The following is a 17,025-nucleotide window of genomic DNA, read 5'->3' as shown; positions in this document are numbered from 1 at the left end:
AGGCTCGATCAGCGGGCAGGTCCGGTCGACGGACGCGTTCAGGAGGTAGAACGGCCCACGTACCGCTGGCACAGATAGATAGCGACCGAGTTGGCTGTGAGGAAATCGGACTCCCCCAGGGAAAAGCGGGCACCTGAGCGCCGCAGCGCCGGGTCGGCCGAATCGAAGGCGAGTTCCATGGTCGTGGCCCTCGCGTCCGCCAGGCCCTGCCCCTGCAGGATCCACGCGGCCGGAAGATGGATCTTGCGGTCCCCGATCGATCCATTGACCGCGATGAGGGCCCCGGCCTGGCCGTCTGGATCGGCAAGCATCAGCTGGACCACCCGGGTGGACGGGTCCTCCCAGTCGGCCGGAGTCATGGGAAGTCCCGAGGCGTTGAACCACAGCAGCGCCGAATCGGCGACCCGGCCGGGGAAGGCCGGGGACTGACCGGCGAGGAACCGCCGGCGGATCCGAAGCAGCGCCCGCGTGGCGGTGAGCATCCGTTGAGCCGCGGCGTCCTGCTGCCAGGAGATCCAGGCGAGCTCGTTGTCCTGGCAGTAGGCGTTGTTGTTGCCCCGCTGGGTCCGTCCGAGCTCATCGCCGGCAGTGATCATGGGAACTCCGACCGACATCAGCAGGGTGGCCATCAGATTCCGGGCCGTCTGCTCCCGTGCGGCGATGATCGCGTCGTTCTCGGTGCGGCCCTCCGCACCGTGGTTGTAGCTGCGGTTGTCGTTGGAGCCGTCGCGGTTTTCCTCCCCGTTGGCCTCGTTGTGCTTCCGGTCGTAGGCAGTGAGGTCCGCGAGGGTGAACCCGTCATGGGCGGTGACGAAGTTGATCGAGGCAAGCGGGGTCCGGCCCGAGTGGCGGAACAGGTTCTGCGACCCGGCCAGGGAATCGGCGAGGCGTGCCGGTGAGCCGGCGTGCCCTCCGGCCCGCAGCGAGGCCTGGTCGCGCAGCCAGAAGTCGCGGGCGGTGTCACGGAAGCGGTCGTTCCAGTCGGCCCAGCCCTGCGGGAAGTTTCCGGTCTGCCACCCGCCCATGCCGACATCCCAGGGTTCGGCGATAAGCTTCGTTCCCCGCAGCGCACTCGATGCGCCCACGGCGACCAGGAAGGGATGCCGCGGAGTGTAGGTGTTGGTCTCATCCCGCCCCAGGGTCACGGCGAGGTCGAACCGGAAGCCGTCGATCTGGAACTCCTCGACCCAGTACCGCAGGGAGTCGAGCGCGAACTCGATCACCTTCGGCTGCGAGAAGTCGAGCGCGTTGCCCACTCCGGTGGTGTCGACGTACCGTCCCGCGCCGTCATGCCGGTAGTAGTCGGTGTCGCCGAGGCCCCGCCAGCAGAGGGTCGGGAGGTCCTTGCCGCCCTCGGCGGTGTGGTTGTACACGACGTCGAGGATCACTTCGAGGCCGGCCTGGTGCAGCGCCTTCACCATCGACTTGACCTCGGCGAGGACCGCCGCCGGACCCGCGGCGCGAGCCGCCGCGGTCGCGTACGCCGAGTGCGGGGCGAAGAATCCGAGGGTGTTGTAGCCCCAGTAGTTGGAGAGGCCGAGTGGCCCGAGGTGCGGTTCGTCGATCGAAAAGTGGACCGGAAGCAGCTCGACGGCGGTCACGCCCAGTTCAAGCAGGTACTCGATCATTACGGGGTGGGCCAGGCCCGCATAGGTGCCGCGCAGCTCCTCGGGAATCCCGGGGTGCAGCTTGGTCAGTCCCTTGACGTGCGCTTCGTAGATGACGGTGTCGCGCCACGGTGTGCGCGGCCGGGAGGAGCCGTCCCAGTCGAAGGACTCGTCGACGAAGACCGAGAAGTACACCGGGTCCTCCCCGGTGCCGCCGGCCTCCTCCACCTCAACGGCCCGCGCGTACGGGTCGAGCAGCAGCTGTCCGGGTCCCGAGCCCGGACCCGGCGGCAGCGGCTCGCCGGTCGGCCAGAACCCGTAGCGGGCACCCGCGGGGATCGGGCCCACCACCCCGTGGTGGACCCCGCCGTCGAGCCCGGGCAGCGTTTCGAAGGCCCACCGGCCGTCCTCCCGCTGAAAGTGCACGTCGATCGAGGGGATCGACGGCGCCCACACCGCGGCATTGACGTGGAGGCCATCCGAGAAACGGCCCTTGAGCCGGTGCATTCCCTGCGGGAATTCACTGGAGGCGACGGGGGCCTGCTGCGGCATGCTCATGACGGGATCCGGCTCGGCGCGATCAGGCGGAGCGCTGGCGGGAGATTTCGTAAAGGCTGATTCCCACCGCCATTGAGGCGTTGAGCGATTCCATGGCGGAATCGATCGGAATCGAAACGATCTGGTCGCAGTTCTCGCGCACCAGCCGGGACAGCCCCTTGCCTTCCGATCCCACGACCAGGCACACCGGGTCCTTTCCGAGGGTCAGTTCCGGCAGCGAGATGTCGCCGTCGCCGTCGAGCCCGAGCACGAAGATGCCCTTGTCCTTGAACGACTTCAGGGCCGAGTTGAGGTTGCCCACCCGGGCCACGGGCACGCGGACGGCGGCTCCCGCACTGGTCTTCCACGCCGAGGCTGTCACACCGACGGAGCGCCTTTCCGGCACCATGACGCCGTGGGCGCTGAAGGCCGAGGCGGACCGGATGATGGCGCCGAGGTTACGTGGATCGGTGATCCCGTCAAGCGCGATGAACAGGGGCGCGTTGGCGATGTGGCCGCGCTTGAACTTGTCGACCGTCTCGTCGACGAGGTCGAGCGCATCGGCGTATTCGTAGGGCGGAATCTGGAGCATCAGCCCCTGATGCACCGCACCTTCGGTCATCCGGTCGAGTTCGGGCTTGCCGGTTTCCATCACCGGGACGCCGCGCTCGGTGGCGAGCTTGAGCGCCTCACGGACCCGGTCGTCCATTTCGACGCGGATGGCAACGTGGAGCGCCTTGGCGGGGATGCCGGCGCGGAGCGCCTCGACCACCGAGTTGCGGCCTGTCACGATCTCCTCGGTGGCCTTACCCTTCCGGCCGCCCGAGGCCTGGTTCCTGCCGCCGCCGCGCTTGGCTGCGGAGCGTTCGGCCAGCTCCTTGTTCTTGTACGCCTTATGGTATGGGCGGTCCTCCGCCTTTGGGGTGGGGCCCTTACCTTCAAGGGCCTTGCGGCCGTGGCCCCCCGTGCCGATGGTGGGGCCCTTTTTCAACTTGCGCACCGCGCCTGGACGTCCGTGACTGGCCATGGGGAAACACCTTTATATAGAGGAAAAGTCTCCACCAGTTTACGCGGACGGCGCCCTCCGGCATTCCCGGACTGAAACAGGTGCGTTCAGCGGCCGGCGATGCTCCACTCGGCGCCGTCGGCGGAGTCCTCAACGGCGATGCCGGCGCCGGCCAGTGCGTCCCGGATGGCGTCGGCGCGGGCCCAGTCCTTGGCGGCGCGGGCCGCCTCCCGCTCGCGCAGCTGTGACCGGATCAGGGCGTCGAGCGCCGCGGTCTGTTCGACGTCGGCTGATCCGGCGTCGGTGGCATCATCGAGGCCGAGGACGCGGACCATCGCGGCGACCCCCGCCTGCGCGGTGCGCGCCCCCTCGGCGTCGCCCGCCGCCAGGGCCGTGTTGCCTGCCCTCACGGTTTCGTGGAGGACGGCGAGGGCCTGCGGGATGTTCAGGTCGTCATCCATCGCGTCCCCGAAGGCCTCGGGCAGGTCCGCCGGCGCACCGGCGGCCGGCCCGAAACGGGCGAGGGCCTTGGCCAGGAAGCCGTCGATGCGCTCGACGGCGGCCGCGGCCTCCTCGAGCGAGGACGGGCGGTAATCGAGCACCGACCGGTAGTGGGCCTGCCCGAGGTAGTAGCGCACCACGCGCGGTTTGGCGCTGGTGAGCATCTCCTCCGGGCTGACCGTATTGCCGATCGACTTGGACATTTTTTCGCCCTCGAAGGTGACAAGGCCGTTGTGCATCCAGTACTGCGCGTACCCGCGCTTGGCGGCGCGTGCCTGCGCCAGCTCGTTCTCGTGGTGCGGGAAGCGCAGGTCGAGCCCACCGCCGTGGATGTCGAACTGCTCCCCGAGGTACTTGTGCGTCATGGCGCAGCACTCGGTGTGCCAGCCGGGCCGTCCGGCGCCCCAGGGGCTGGGCCATGACGATGAGGCAGGGTCGGTGTCCTTGTGGCCCTTCCACAGGGCGAAGTCCCGCGGGTCGCGCTTGCCGCGCGGGTCGGCGTCGGTGGCAGCCTGCATGTCGTCGATGTTCTGGTGGGTGAGGGCGCCGTACTCCGGCCAGGAGCGGACGTCGAAGTACACATCCCCCGATCCGTCGGGGGCGGGATACGCGTAGCCGGTGTCGATCAGTTCCTGGATCAGGGCCTGCATCTCCGGGATGTGGCCGGTGGCCCGTGGTTCGTAGGTGGGCCGACGCACCCCGAGGGTGTCGTAGGCCCGGTTGAACTCGAGCTCATAGCGGTAGGCCAGCGCCCACCACTCCTCGTTCCGGATACCGCCCGGCGCCGGTTCGGCGTCATCGAAGGAGGCCTTCGACTTTTCGAGGATCTTGTCGTCGATGTCGGTGACGTTCCGGACGGAGGTCACCCGGAACCCGCGTGCCTCGAGCCAGCGGGTCAGCTGGTCGAACACGATGGCCGAGCGGACGTGGCCCACGTGCGGCATGCCCTGAACGGTGGCACCGCAGTAGTAGAGGCTGACGGCTCCCGGGATCAGGGGGACGAAGTCCCGTACCTCGGCGGTGGCGGTGTCATACAGTCTCAGGCTCACTGCACCAGATTAGCCGAACCGGCGCCGGGAGCCTGTTGTTATCCGGCGGAGATGACGACGGCGGTGGCGAGCGCGGCGATGCCCTCGCCACGCCCGGTCAGGCCCAGGCCGTCGGTGGTCGTCGCCGAGACGCCCACCGGCGCGCCGGCTGCCTCCGTGAGGACCGCTTCGGCCTCACTGCGGCGGGCGGCGAACCGGGGACGGTTGCCGATCAGCTGCACGGCGATATTGCCGATGCGGAACCCCGCACCGCGGACGATCGCGGCCGCCTCCTGGAGGATTGTCACCCCGGAGGCCCCGGCGACTTCCGGGCGGTCGGTGCCGAAGTGGGTGCCGAGGTCACCCAGGCCGGCGGCGGAGAAGAGGGCATCCGCGGCGGCGTGGGCGACGACGTCGCCGTCGGAGTGCCCCGCCAGCCCGCGCTCGCCCTCCCAGAAAAGACCGGCGAGCCACAGGGGGGCCGGCGCATGTTCGGGGGCATAGGCGTGGATGTCGGTGCCGATACCGGTCCGGGGCAGGGGCAGGTGCGCCACCGGGGGCAGTGCGCTGTCGGGCATGAGGTCCTCCTCGGGATCGGCGGGGGCCGGAGGCGTGCCGGCACCCTGGACGAGCGTTTCGGCGAGCATCAGGTCCAGCGGGGTGGTGACCTTGAAGGCGGCCGGGTCACCCTCGACGGTGACAACGGGTGTTCCCGTGGCCTCGATAAGCATGGCGTCGTCGGTGATCAGCGGATCCCCGGCGCCTGTGCCCGCGTGCGCCTCCCGCAGCAGGCGCGCGGTGAAGCCCTGCGGAGTCTGGACGGCGCGCAGGCCGTTCCGGTCGGGTGTTCCCTCAACCCGGCCGCCCCGCACGGTCTTGACGGTGTCGGCCACCGGGACCACCGGGATCACCGCGTCCGCGCCCGCGGCGAGGCGGGACACCACCCTCTTGAAGACGTCCGGCGGGGTCAGGGCGCGCGCCGCGTCGTGGACGAGGATGACCGGAGCGTCGGCGGACAGTGCGGCGATGCCTGCCCGCACCGAGCCGGCCCGGCTGGCTCCGCCGGCGACGACCCGCACGGGGACGGCACCCGACAGGCTTTCCGCCACCGACCGCAGGACGTCGTCACCGGCGGGGATGACGACGGCGATTTCCAGGGCGACACCGGAGGCGAGCACCGAGCGCAGGGACCGCTCAAGGAGGGTGAGGCCGCCGCAGAGGACGCGGGCCTTGGGGATTCCGTGGCCCAGCCGCTGCCCGGAACCGGCGGCGACGATCACCACGCCCGCAGTTCCGGCGGGAGGGGCGCTGGGAGGAGAGGGAGCTTCCTGGAAAGGTGTGGGGCGGGAGGACACGGAATTACCCTACGGCAGCCGCACGCAAAAGAAGGACCCCCCTCAGGGAGCCCTTCTTGTGCGTGTGGACCTGCCGCCTAGGAGGCGAGGACCTCGTCGAGAACGCTCGCGGCCTTCTCTTCGTCGGTCTTCTCCGCCAGTGCGAGTTCGGAGATCAGGATCTGCCGCGCCTTGGCGAGCATCCTCTTCTCCCCGGCCGACAGCCCGCGGTCGTGATCCCGGCGCCAGAGGTCGCGGACGACCTCGGCCACCTTGATGACGTCACCGGATGCAAGCTTCTCAAGGTTCGCCTTGTATCGGCGCGACCAGTTGGTCGGCTCCTCGGTGAACTCGGCACGAAGTACGTCAAAGACGTGCTCCAGGCCTTCCTTGCCCACCACATCACGAACCCCGACAAGGTCGACGTTTTCTGCTGGTACTTCGATCGTCAGATCACCCTGTGCCACCTTGAGCTTGAGATACATCTTCTCTTCGCCCTTGATGACGCGCATCTTGATCTCTTCGATCTTCGCTGCGCCGTGGTGAGGGTAAACAACTGTTTCGCCAACCTCAAAAACCATGTGGACTTTCCCCTTTCCCGCAAGTCAGTTTATCACGGCGGCGACACGCCGACGGCGCGTTTTCGCAGGTCAGCGGCCTCCAGCGGACGGGTTTAGCTATGATTCGCCTCTTGACGGGGCGGCGAATCGGTGATCGGGCCTTGTCATGCGCCGTGAAACGGACTCCGCCAAATGGGTGCTTTGGCGATAGTGTGTTTCCTAGTTTCACCACCCAACCCCCGGCGCCGCGCCGGAAGACCCCCAGGAGTTTGAGCTGTGAGAATTGCACCGAACCGCCGAGTGCAGCAGGCCGCCGTCGCCGGCGTCGTGCTGGCCATGCTGGGGATCACCGGCTGCAGCGTGATCAACGAGCAATCAACCACCCGCCAGTACGCGGCGTCCGACGGCATTGTCGAAAACCTCGGCCCGGTGGAGCTGCGGAACATCCTGATCGTCTCCACCGACGAGGGCGAGCCCGGGACCCTGCTGGGCACCGTGTTCAACAACGGCGACGAGCCGGTCCAGCTCACCATCGAGGGGGCGAACGAGACCTCCGAAATCACCATTGACGGCGGCGACAAGTACGTCTTCGAGGACGAGGTCGACGACGACGGCACTCTCCAGGGCGTCAGCGAGGTCCCCGGATCCCTCGTCGACCTTGACTTCACCGTCGAGTCCGAGACGGCAACGTATGGCGTTCCGGTGGTCGATGGAACCCTTGCGGAATACCGCGACTTCGTCCCGGGCGGATACACCCCGGAGCCCAGCGAGCCGGCCGCGACCGAAGAGGCCCACGGGGGCGAGTAGCTTCCCACCGCCGTGCACTCTGAGCCGGGGCCCGATCCGGGCCCCGGCTCAGCACGTTAACGGCCCAAAAGCTCGACGGTTCAGGGCTCGAACTTGTACCCCAGGCCGCGCACGGTGATCAGGTGGCGGGGCGCCGAGGAGTCGGGCTCGATCTTTCCCCGCAGCCGCTTGATGTGGACATCGAGGGTCTTGGTGTCGCCGACATAATCGGCGCCCCACACCCGGTCGATCAGCTGGCCGCGGGTGAGCACCCGGCCCGAGTTGCGCAGGAGCATCTCCAGCAGCTCGAACTCCTTGAGCGGCAGCGCCACCTGGGTACCTTCGACGCTCACGACGTGTCGTTCGACGTCCATGCGGACCGGACCGGCCGACACAGTGCCGGAGACGAGCTCCTCGGGCTCCCCCTGCCGTCGCAGGACCGCCCGGACCCGGGCGACGAGCTCCCGGGACGAGTAGGGCTTGGTGACGTAGTCGTCGGCGCCGAGCTCGAGCCCCACCACCTTGTCGATCTCCGAGTCCTTCGCGGTCAGCATGATCACGGGGACGCTTGAGCGCTGCCGGAGCTGACGGCACACCTCGGTTCCGGAAAGCCCTGGCAGCTGGAGGTCCAGCAGCACGAGGTCCGCTCCCGCCCGGTCGAATTCGGTGACTGCGTCGAGCCCGTTGTCGACGACGGCGACCTCGAAGCCCTCCTTCCCCAGCAGGTACGACAGCGGGTCGCTGAAGGAATCTTCGTCCTCGACAATCAAAATCCGGGTCAAGCGCTTACTCCCTGCTCCTGGGCGTTGGTCCCGCCCTTTTTCTCTGGCTTTGAATCCGGCTGCGGTGTCGGCTGGGCGGACGGCTGGGCTTCGGCGCCCTGCGCGTCGTCGGCCGATTCCATCTCGGGAAGCCGGACGGTGAAGGTGCTGCCCTGTCCGGCCATCGACCAGACGGTCACCTCGCCACCGTGGTTGGAGACCACGTGCTTGACGATGCTCAGTCCCAGGCCCGTGCCGCCGGTCGACCGCGAACGGGCCGCATCGATCCGGTAGAAGCGTTCGAAGATGCGTTCCTGCTCCTCGGCCGTGATCCCGGTGCCCTGGTCGGTGACCGACACTTCGGCCAACCCGTCCCGGGAGCGCAGGCCGATGCCGACCCGGGTCCCTTCCGGCGAATAGCGGATGGCGTTGTCGATCAGGTTGCGGAAGGCCGTCATCAGCTGGTCGGGGTCGCCGAAGACCGGCTCGTCGACGGTGCCGCGGACGACGATCTCGATGGAGTTGCTCTCCGCCGGCAGCCGGTTGCGGTCGACGGCCTCCTGGATGACGGTGTTGAGGTTCACCGGCTTGCCCTTGCGCACGATATCGGCGCCCTGCAGCCGGGAGAGCTCGATGATGTCCTGGACCAGGGCGGAGAGCCGCCCCGATTCCTTATGCATCCGCTGGGCGAACCGGCGGACCGCCACCTCGTCCTCCGCGGCGTCGTCGAGGGCCTCGGCCAGCAGGGAGATGGCGCCCACCGGGGTCTTCAGTTCATGGGAGACGTTGGCGACGAAGTCGTTGCGGATCTCCTCGGTGCGCGTGATCTCGGTCCGGTCGTCGGCCAGGATCAGGATGTATTCGGCGCCGAGGGAGGCGACGCGCACCTGCAGGATGATGGTGCCCTTGCCCAGCGGGCCGCGCGGCAGTTCGAGCTGCTCCTGCTCGATCACTCCGTCGCGACGGACACGCGCCGTCAGGTTCAGCAGTTCGTCGTGCACCACGGTATGCCCCCGAACGAGCCCGAAGGCGTAGGCCGCGGGACTGGCGCGGACGACGCCGTCGATCGCGTCGACGATCACGTAGGCGCGTCCGATGATGGAGAGCACCTCGGCCGCACCCTCGGGAAGGGTCGGCTCGTCATCGAAGAGGAGCTGGCTGTGCTTGGCCTCGCTGGCCCGGTAGGCCAGCATCCCGAACACGCCAAGGGCCAAGCCGACGAGCCCGGTGACCAGGCTGAGCAGTACGGGGTCCACGGTCATAGCTTATGCGCTGGAATCCCGGCCGGACCCGCATCCGGTGGCAATAGGCGGGTGGTTCAACTAACGTTCACCTAAAGCTGCGGGAACGTTCATGAGGGGCTGAAAAGCTGGCCCGCGGACCTGTTTCCCGCAGGTGAGTAGAAACTTCAAACGGAAAGGACGCCCACGTGCGTAAGGTTTTTCAGGCCGAGCTCCACCAGATTGGCGAGGAACTGATTGAGATCTCGCAGCTGGTGTCGGAGGCCATCCAAAAAGCCAACAGCGCTTTCCAGGGTGCCGATACCGAGCTTGCCCAGGAAGTGATCGCGGCCGATGCCCGCATCGACTTCCTGCAGAACTCCCTCGACGAGCGGGCGATCGACATCCTTGCGCTGCAGGGGCCGGTTGCCAGCGACCTGCGGATGATCGTCGGGGCTCTGCGCATGAGTGCCTCCCTCGAGCGGATGGGCGATCTGGCCCGGCACGTGGCCCAGCTGGCGCGCCTGCGCTACCCGGCCCACGTGATCCCCGAGAAGATCCGCCCGACCTTCGATGAGCTTGCCGTGCTGGACATCCAGATCGCCGGCAAGGTCACCGAGTTGCTGGAGACGAGAAACCTCGACCTCACCAACGAGATCAACGCCGCCAACGCCCGGGTGAACGAGCTTCACGCAGGGGTGTTCAAGGCCGTCGCCGCCGCCGACTGGAACGAGACGGCGCCGACCACCGTTGACGTCACCCTCGCCAGCCGGTACTTCGAACGCTTCGCCGACCACGGGGTCTCTGTGGCCCGCAAGGTCACCTACCTCGTCACCGGCGAGTGGCAGCCCAGCGCCCCGCTCAACTGAGCGGCGTCAACTGAGCGGCGTGAATTGAACAGTGTGAACTGAATAGACGACGACGGCGGCTTCCGGAAGGAAGCCGCCGTCGCGTTTAAGCTCCAGTGGTTTAAGCTGCAGTGCCTAGTGCTTGCCCTGGTTGGCCACGGCCTGGATTGAGGCAGCGGCGGCCTCGGCGTCGAGGTAGGTGCCACCGGCCTTGATCGGGGTGAGGTTCTCGTCGAGTTCGTACACCAGCGGGATGCCCGTGGGGATGTTCAGGGCGGCGATGTCCTTGTCGCTGATCCCGTCAAGGTGCTTCACGAGGGCGCGCAGCGAGTTGCCGTGGGCGGCGACGAGCACCGTCTTGCCGGCGAGCAGGTCCTTGCTGATGTCCGACTCCCAGTAGGGCAGGAACCGGTCGAGGACGTCCTTGAGGCACTCGGTGCGGGGCAGGTCCTCCCCGAGGTCCGCGTACCGCGGATCGTTGCTCTGGGAGTACTCGCTGGAGTCCTCGAGCGGCGGCGGCGGGGTGTCGTAGGAGCGGCGCCACAGCATGAACTGCTCCTCACCGAACTCGGCGAGGGTCTGGGCCTTGTCCTTGCCCTGAAGTGCGCCGTAGTGGCGCTCGTTGAGGCGCCAGTTGCGCTTGACGTCGATCCAGGTACGGTCGGCGGCCTCGAGCGCGAGGTTGGCCGTGATGATGGCACGCTTCTGCCGCGAGGTGTAGACGATGTCCGGGAGGAGGCCCGCCTCGACCAGGAGGTCGCCGCCGCGGATTGCCTCCTGCCGGCCCTTCTCCGTCAATGCCACGTCGACCCAGCCGGTGAACAGGTTCTTTTCGTTCCACTCGCTCTGTCCATGGCGCAGCAGAATCAGTTTGTGAGAAGTCATGGGTCCTAGTCTGCCGTATCCCGCGCCGGCGGGCATCTGGGCACCGGCGGTGCGAGTACCCTTGGACGGTGCACTTTCACCTCCGCGCCGGGAAGCCCGTGGGCAGCATCACACGCGGAACGACGAATCCCAACCGGCTCCGCCGGGTCGACCGGTGGCTGGCCGGGCCGCAGGCGTGGCGCCTGCGCCGCGCGGAGGACCCCCTCGTCGTCGACCTCGGTTACGGCGCCGCGCCGGTGACCGCCGTCGAACTGTTCGGCCGGCTGCGCCGGGTCCGCCCCGACAGCGAACTGATCGGCATCGAGATTGACCCGGCCCGGGTCGAGGCGGCCCGGCCGCTGGAGCGGGCGGGCCTCGGCTTCCGCCAGGGCGGCTTCGAGGTGCCGGTGCCTGGACGCCGTCCCGTCCTGGTGCGTGCATTCAATGTGCTCCGCCAGTACGACGAGGGCGACTACCTGGCGCATTGGGACACGGTGCGGTCCCGGCTTTCGGAGGACGGACTGTTCATCGATGGCACCTGTGATGAGATCGGCAGGCGGTCAACCTGGGCCGCCGTCGACCGGCACGGCCCGGTGTCACTGAGCATTTCGATGCGCTTCGGGGCCTTCACCCTGCCGTCGGACGTCGCCGAGCGCCTCCCCAAGGCCCTGATCCACCGCAATGTTCCCGGCGAGAATGTTCATCGCTTCCTGCTGGCGATGGACCGGGCCTGGCTTGATGCGGCCCCGCTGGCCGCCTTCGGGGCACGCCAGCGGTGGACGGCGATGTGCGCGGCCTTGGTGGAGGCCGGCTGGCCGCTGCTGGACTCGCCGTCGCGGTGGCGCCTCGGCGAGGTCACCGTGGCGTGGAGCGCCGTCGAGCCGGCCGGCACCGCCGGGCGGGCAGCGTAGGGAAGGTCTTCCTCCCGGGGCCTTACCAGGGGCCGTACGGGCCCTGGTTGCCGCGGCCGCGGATCTCGCTGACGGCCGGCTTCACGTCGGCGAGGTAGACGCACGCGGCGACGACGGCGACCAGCTTGAACAAGCCGAATCCCGGGCTGAGTGCGCTGAAAATTCCGACGACCACGGCGCCGCCGGTGATGGCCATCCAGAAGCCCTTGGTGCGCTTGAGGGTCGCTTCAAAGGACGCCGCGGGGCGCCGTACGCAGTCGGCAAAGGCCCACAGCTCGAGACCCAGCGCGACATAGCCAAGAACGAGGTACAGGTAGAACTCGAAAGTCAGGATGATACCCACGGAGTTAGCTTAGCCGCTGGGATGCCTTGAGCGCGTTTTCGAGGTCTGCCCACAGATCCTCGACGTTCTCGATGCCCACCGAGAGCCGCACGAGGGACTCGGGAACCGTGGCCGGCTCGCCCGGCTGGCGGCGCCGCCGTTCGATAAGGGATTCGACGCCGCCGAGCGAGGTCGCCGGCAGCCACAGGCGCACCGCCCCGACCAGCGCCTCGGCCGCCTCGAGTCCCCCGGCGGGCTCGATGCAGACGATGGCCCCGAATCCGCTCAGCTGCGCCTTGGCCCGTTCGTGGCCGGGATCCTGCGGCAGTCCGGGGAAACGGACACGGTCGACCGCCGGGTGGCCGGTCAGCCGGGCGGCGAGTTCGGCCGCGTTGGCCTGCGCCCGTTCCATCCGCACCGCCAGGGTGCGCAGCCCGCGCAGGGCCAGCCACACCTCGAAGGGACCGGCAACTGCGCCGTGGAGGGTCCGGTGGGCCAGCAGCCGCTCGCGCAGGGCGGGATTGGAGGTGGCGAGCGCCCCCAGGACGACGTCGGAGTGGCCCGAGAGGTACTTGGTCACCGAGTGCAGCACCACGTCGGCCCCGGTTTCGAGGGGCCTGGAGAGCAGCGGGGTGTTGAAGGTGTTATCGGTGACGACCAGCGCTCCTGCGGCCCGCGCCGCACCGGCCAGACGCGCGGTCTCGGCCACCTCGAGCATCGGGTTGGTGGGGCTTTCCAGCCAGAGCATGCCGGCCGGCGAGCCGGGCAGCGCGTCGATCTCCCGCAGTACGGCCTCGGTGTCGGCGATGTCGACGGTGCGCAGCGTGAACCTGCCGGCGGCCGCCTCGGCCGTGGCCAGGCTGACCGAGCCGGCGTAGGCGTGGCGCGGCATGATGACGGTGCCGCCGGCCGGCACGAGGGAGAGCGCCGCTGCGGCGGCGCCGAGCCCGGAGCTGAACACCAGAGCCGGGAGGGCTGCGCCCTCGAGTCGGCCCAGTGCCTCCTCGAAGGGGTCCCAGCTCGGGTTGGACATGCGTCCATAGATCCGGTCGCCCGGCTCAGGTGCCCGGGTCTCGTGAAAGGTCGTCGACAGCACCAGCGGCGGGTTGGCCGGGGCATCGTGCTCCCGGGCGGGCCGGCCTGCCGAGACGACGACGGTATCGGGAGCCAGGTCGGGGTCGGAATTAGCCATGGGGAAAGGGTAGCCCGGAGCGTTTGTCCCTGCCGCACCGGCGGCGTCGGCAAGTGGGGGTGGCACTCGGTAGGCTGGGCGTGTGACTCTGTCGAATCCGCATCCGCTGCCGGGGCTATTTATTGCTTTCGAGGGCGGCGACGGCGCGGGCAAGTCGACGCAGGTGGGCGCGCTGTGCCGGGCGCTTGAGGCCGAGGGCGTCCCCGTGGTGCGGACCCGCGAGCCCGGCGGGACGCCGGTGGGCGAGAGGCTGCGTGACCTGGTGCTCGAACACGGGCAGGGCGAGATCGACGCCCGGACCGAAGCGCTGCTATTCGCTGCCTCGCGTGCGGCCCACGTGCAGCAGGTGATCCTGCCCGCCCTGCGGCGCGGTGACGTCGTCGTCTGCGACCGATACATCGACTCCTCGGTGGCGTATCAGGGCGCCGGACGCGGGCTGGGCGCCCGGGATGTGGAGGACCTGAATCTCTGGGCGGTCCAAGGGCTCCGGCCCGACCTCACGGTGCTGCTCGACGTGGAGCCGCAGGAGGGCCGCAACCGGCGCGTCGCCGGCGATGCCCCCGAGGACCGGATGGAGTCCGAGCCCGACGACTTCCACGCGCGGATCCGCGGCGCCTTCCTCGAGGCGGCCGACCGCGACCCGGCCCGCTACCTGGTGCTCCCCGCCGCCTCCCCCGTCGGCGACCTGGCCCAGCGCGTGCTGGCCGCGGCCCGGGAGCGCCTCGCGTGAGCGTCTGGACCGACCTGCGCGGGCAGGAACCCGTGGTGGAGCAGCTGCAGCGGGCCTCCCGGTCCGGCGCACCCACGCATGCCTGGCTGTTCACCGGCCCGCCCGGCTCCGGCCGTTCAAACGCGGCGCGGGCATTCGCCGCAGCCCTGCTGTGCGACCGGGATGTGACGGAGCGCGGTTGCGGCACCTGCAAGTCCTGCCGCACCGTGCTCGCCGGCTCGCACGCCGACCTCACGAATGTCACGACCGAGAAGGTCACCATCACCATCGACGAGGCGCGGGAACTGGTGCGCAAGGCCCAGGACAAGCCCTCGACCGGCCGGTGGCGCGTCATCATCGTCGAGGATGCCGACCGCATGCAGGAACGCAGCACCAACGTGCTGCTGAAGGCGATCGAGGAACCGCCCCCGCGGACCATCTGGCTGCTGTGCGCACCGAGCCCCGGGGACGTCCTGGTGACGATCCGCTCGCGCTGCCGCAGCGTGAGTTTGCGCCTGCCCCCCGTGCGCGACGTCGCGGACCTGCTGGTGCACCGCGACGGGATCGATCCGGCCACGGCCGAGGCGGCGGCACGGGCCGCACAGAGCCACATCGGCGTGGCCAAGCGGTTGGCCACCGACGACGGCGCCCGCGAGCGCCGCAACCAGATTGTGCGGCTGCCGCTGACCCTGCGCTCGGTCTCCGGAGCCATGCAGGCCGCAGCTGACCTGGTGAAACTCGCCGAGGCGGAGGCGCAGAGCTCCTTCGAGCAGCGCGACGCCTCCGAGCGGGCCGCACTGCTCACCGCCCTGGGCGCACCGGAATCGGGAACCCTTCCCCCCTCGATGCGCAGCCAGGTCAAGCGCCTCGAAGAGGACCAGACGCGGCGGGCCAAGCGGTCAAAAAACGACTACTTCGACCGCGCCCTGACCGACCTGATCTCCTTCTACCGGGATGTGCTGATGCTCCAGGTCTCCAGCGGCCGCGACCTCGTCAATGAACCGCTGCGCCCGGAGCTCGAAGCCTTCGCGCGACGGGAATCGGCCGAGGACACCCTGCGGCGCATCGACACGATCAATGAGGTGCGCGAACGCCTCGTCAGCACGAACGTCTCGCCGCTGCTGGCGATCGAGGCGATGACCGTCGGCCTCCTGTCCCGGAAGGATCTCGCCTCGTGAGCCCGAAGACCCTGCCAGGCCTGCGCCGGCTGCACCGCTGGGTGGCCTCGGGCACGGCCGCCGCCCTCCTGCTCTCGGGCTGCACGCTGCTGCCCGGGCCGTCGGCGGACAAGGCCCCGGACACCGGAGTCGTGACGGCGGACCCGGACGCCATCGGCGACGTCCCAGCCGGCCTTGAGCCCTTTTACAGCCAGGAAGTGGAGTGGGAGCCGTGCGAGGACGACTTCGCCTGCGCCCGGGTCGAGGTGCCCCTTGACTACAGCGACCCGGGACGGGCGACCATCGAAATCGCGGCCATCCGCGCCGACGCGACGAAGGGCGAGCCGCAGGGGACGATCCTGGTCAATCCGGGCGGCCCGGGTGGGTCCGGGTACAACATCGTCCGGGATGCCCTGCAGCGGGTGGCCAGCGACCGGGTCCGTGCAGACTACGACATCCTCGGGTTCGACCCGCGCGGGGTCAACCGGTCCACGGCGGTCGAGTGCCGCACCGACAAGGAACAGGACGCCGCCCGTGAGGAGTTCATTCCGCCCGACACCCCCGACGAGGAAGCGCTCGAGCTCCTGCGGGCCGAGGCCCGGGAGTATGCCGACCTGTGCGCGGAGCGGACCGGTGAGCTGCTCGGCTTCGTCGACACGGACAGCGCCGCACGGGACATGGACATCCTCAGGGCCCTCGTCGGGGACCCCAAGCTCAACTACCTCGGCTTCTCCTACGGCACCCTGCTGGGCGCCGCCTATGCCGGGCTGTTCCCCGAGCGTTCCGGCCGCCTCGTATTCGACGGCGCCCTGAACCCTGCCCTCAGCAATGAGCAGGTGACGCTTGCGCAGGCGGCAGCCTTCGAGAAGGCCCTGCGCGCCTATGTCGCCGACTGCCAAGCCCGGGAGGACTGCCCGCTGCCGGGCGATGTAGACGCCGGTGTGGCCGCCGTGCAGGACCTCTTCACCGCCGTTCAGGAGGAGCCGAAGCCGGCCGAGGACGGGCGCCTTGTCACCATCGGCAGTTTCGTCCAGGGCTTCATCCTTCCCCTGTACGACGACTCGAGCTGGCCGACGCTCACCGACGCGGTGACCACCGCCCTTGAGGGCGACTACACCGACATGATGTACCTTGCGGATCTGTCCTTCGAGCGGGAGGCTGACGGCACCTACAGCACCAATGCGACCGACGCCTTCCTCTCCGTGAACTGCCTCGACTACCCCATGGTGACGGACCCCGAGCAGCTGCGCCGCGACGAGGCGGAGCTGGTGGCGGCCTCACCGACCTTCGGTGAGCTTCTCGCCTACGGAGGGCTGACCTGCGAGCCGTGGAAGTACGGCCCGGTGCGCGAACCGGCGCCCGCCAGCGCTCCGGGGGCCGACCCGCTCTTGGTGATCGGAACTACCGGGGACCCCGCCACACCCTACGAATGGTCGCTGGCCTTGGCGGATCAGCTCGAGTCGGCCGTCCACGTGACCTGGGAGGGCGAGGGGCACACCGCTTATGGCCGATCCAACGACTGCATCCTGGACATCGTGGATGACTACTTCCTTGAGGGCGCCGTGCCTAAGGACGGGGTCCGCTGCTGAAGGGCAACCGCGGTCGGACGTGGGTGCGCTTTTGACCACCGGGCGCAGGCTCTTATAGAGTTGCTTCTTGTGGATTGAGGGACCAATCGGTCC

16 protein-coding genes are annotated in these 17,025 nt (G+C 68.9%); 6 read left to right on the top strand and 10 right to left on the bottom strand.

Annotation, left to right across the window (positions count from 1 at the left end; all coding sequences use genetic code 11):
* Positions 1 to 38 precede the first annotated feature (38 nt).
* The 5 genes from glgX to E2F48_RS13915 all read right to left on the bottom strand — a co-directional run bounded on the left by glgX (position 39) and on the right by E2F48_RS13915 (position 6,594).
* Positions 39 to 2,165, bottom strand: a complete 2,127-nt coding sequence (gene glgX / locus E2F48_RS13935) for a glycogen debranching protein GlgX (protein WP_133404544.1) — start codon at positions 2,163 to 2,165, stop codon at positions 39 to 41.
* A 22-nt stretch (positions 2,166 to 2,187) separates the two neighbouring features.
* Complete coding sequence (gene rlmB, locus E2F48_RS13930; RefSeq protein ID WP_133404543.1) at positions 2,188 to 3,171, bottom strand: 23S rRNA (guanosine(2251)-2'-O)-methyltransferase RlmB; 984 nt, start codon at positions 3,169 to 3,171, stop codon at positions 2,188 to 2,190.
* A gap of 86 nt (positions 3,172 to 3,257) precedes the next feature.
* A complete protein-coding gene (cysS, locus tag E2F48_RS13925) occupies positions 3,258 to 4,700 on the bottom strand; it encodes a cysteine--tRNA ligase (protein WP_133404542.1) in 1,443 nt (480 codons plus the stop codon).
* Positions 4,701 to 4,738: 38 nt separating this feature from the next.
* Positions 4,739 to 6,034, bottom strand: coding sequence for a 2-C-methyl-D-erythritol 4-phosphate cytidylyltransferase (gene ispD, locus E2F48_RS13920; RefSeq protein WP_342772594.1), 1,296 nt, complete (start codon positions 6,032 to 6,034; stop codon positions 4,739 to 4,741).
* Between the two features lie 77 nt (positions 6,035 to 6,111).
* Complete coding sequence (locus E2F48_RS13915) at positions 6,112 to 6,594, bottom strand: CarD family transcriptional regulator (protein ID WP_028280415.1); 483 nt, start codon at positions 6,592 to 6,594, stop codon at positions 6,112 to 6,114.
* Between the two features lie 255 nt (positions 6,595 to 6,849).
* On the opposite strand from E2F48_RS13915, the gene E2F48_RS13910 reads away from it, so the two are divergent.
* Positions 6,850 to 7,380 (top strand): hypothetical protein, encoded by a 531-nt coding sequence (locus E2F48_RS13910; RefSeq protein ID WP_133404541.1) that lies wholly within the window; start codon positions 6,850 to 6,852, stop codon positions 7,378 to 7,380.
* A gap of 80 nt (positions 7,381 to 7,460) precedes the next feature.
* On the opposite strand, the gene E2F48_RS13905 is transcribed toward E2F48_RS13910, so the two are convergent.
* Both E2F48_RS13905 and E2F48_RS13900 read right to left on the bottom strand, forming a co-directional pair.
* On the bottom strand, positions 7,461 to 8,141 hold the full coding sequence (locus E2F48_RS13905; protein WP_133404540.1) for a response regulator transcription factor: 681 nt from the start codon (positions 8,139 to 8,141) through the stop codon (positions 7,461 to 7,463).
* A complete protein-coding gene (locus tag E2F48_RS13900; protein ID WP_133404539.1) occupies positions 8,138 to 9,382 on the bottom strand; it encodes a sensor histidine kinase in 1,245 nt (414 codons plus the stop codon). The genes E2F48_RS13905 and E2F48_RS13900 overlap by 4 nt, the downstream gene beginning before the upstream one ends.
* A 167-nt stretch (positions 9,383 to 9,549) precedes the next feature.
* On the opposite strand from E2F48_RS13900, the gene phoU reads away from it, so the two are divergent.
* The gene (gene phoU / locus E2F48_RS13895) at positions 9,550 to 10,209 is read left to right on the top strand and encodes a phosphate signaling complex protein PhoU (RefSeq protein WP_120165622.1); all 660 of its coding nucleotides are present in this window, start codon (positions 9,550 to 9,552) and stop codon (positions 10,207 to 10,209) included.
* 114 nt (positions 10,210 to 10,323) lie between these two features.
* On the opposite strand, the gene E2F48_RS13890 is transcribed toward phoU, so the two are convergent.
* The gene (locus E2F48_RS13890; RefSeq protein ID WP_133404538.1) at positions 10,324 to 11,073 is read right to left on the bottom strand and encodes a phosphoglyceromutase; all 750 of its coding nucleotides are present in this window, start codon (positions 11,071 to 11,073) and stop codon (positions 10,324 to 10,326) included.
* A 68-nt stretch (positions 11,074 to 11,141) separates the two neighbouring features.
* Here E2F48_RS13890 and E2F48_RS13885 point away from each other — a divergent pair, with 68 nt between their 5' ends.
* Positions 11,142 to 11,963, top strand: a complete 822-nt coding sequence (locus E2F48_RS13885) for an O-methyltransferase (protein WP_133404537.1) — start codon at positions 11,142 to 11,144, stop codon at positions 11,961 to 11,963.
* Between the two features lie 22 nt (positions 11,964 to 11,985).
* Here the strand turns inward: E2F48_RS13885 and E2F48_RS13880 are convergent, their stop codons facing one another.
* On the bottom strand, positions 11,986 to 12,306 hold the full coding sequence (locus tag E2F48_RS13880) for a DUF2516 family protein (protein WP_246018999.1): 321 nt from the start codon (positions 12,304 to 12,306) through the stop codon (positions 11,986 to 11,988).
* A gap of 4 nt (positions 12,307 to 12,310) precedes the next feature.
* Positions 12,311 to 13,477 carry a trans-sulfuration enzyme family protein gene (locus tag E2F48_RS13875; protein WP_133404536.1) on the bottom strand — a complete coding sequence of 389 codons (1,167 nt, stop codon included), beginning with the start codon at positions 13,475 to 13,477 and terminating at the stop codon, positions 12,311 to 12,313.
* 82 nt (positions 13,478 to 13,559) lie between these two features.
* On the opposite strand from E2F48_RS13875, the gene tmk reads away from it, so the two are divergent.
* Genes tmk through E2F48_RS13860 form a run of 3 tightly spaced genes read left to right on the top strand, consistent with a single transcriptional unit; the run spans position 13,560 to position 16,932 of the window.
* Positions 13,560 to 14,207: a dTMP kinase gene (tmk, locus tag E2F48_RS13870; protein WP_246018996.1), complete on the top strand. Its 648-nt coding sequence runs from the start codon at positions 13,560 to 13,562 to the stop codon at positions 14,205 to 14,207.
* A complete protein-coding gene (locus E2F48_RS13865) occupies positions 14,204 to 15,364 on the top strand; it encodes a DNA polymerase III subunit delta' (RefSeq protein ID WP_133404535.1) in 1,161 nt (386 codons plus the stop codon). The genes tmk and E2F48_RS13865 overlap by 4 nt, the downstream gene beginning before the upstream one ends.
* A complete protein-coding gene (locus E2F48_RS13860) occupies positions 15,361 to 16,932 on the top strand; it encodes an alpha/beta hydrolase (protein WP_246018994.1) in 1,572 nt (523 codons plus the stop codon). The genes E2F48_RS13865 and E2F48_RS13860 overlap by 4 nt, the downstream gene beginning before the upstream one ends.
* Positions 16,933 to 17,025 lie beyond the last annotated feature (93 nt).

The sequence above is a fragment of the Arthrobacter crusticola genome, from assembly GCF_004357995.1.
In the GTDB taxonomy this organism is placed as follows: domain Bacteria; phylum Actinomycetota; class Actinomycetes; order Actinomycetales; family Micrococcaceae; genus Arthrobacter_D; species Arthrobacter_D crusticola.
This window is presented reverse-complemented; position numbering and strand designations above follow the sequence as displayed.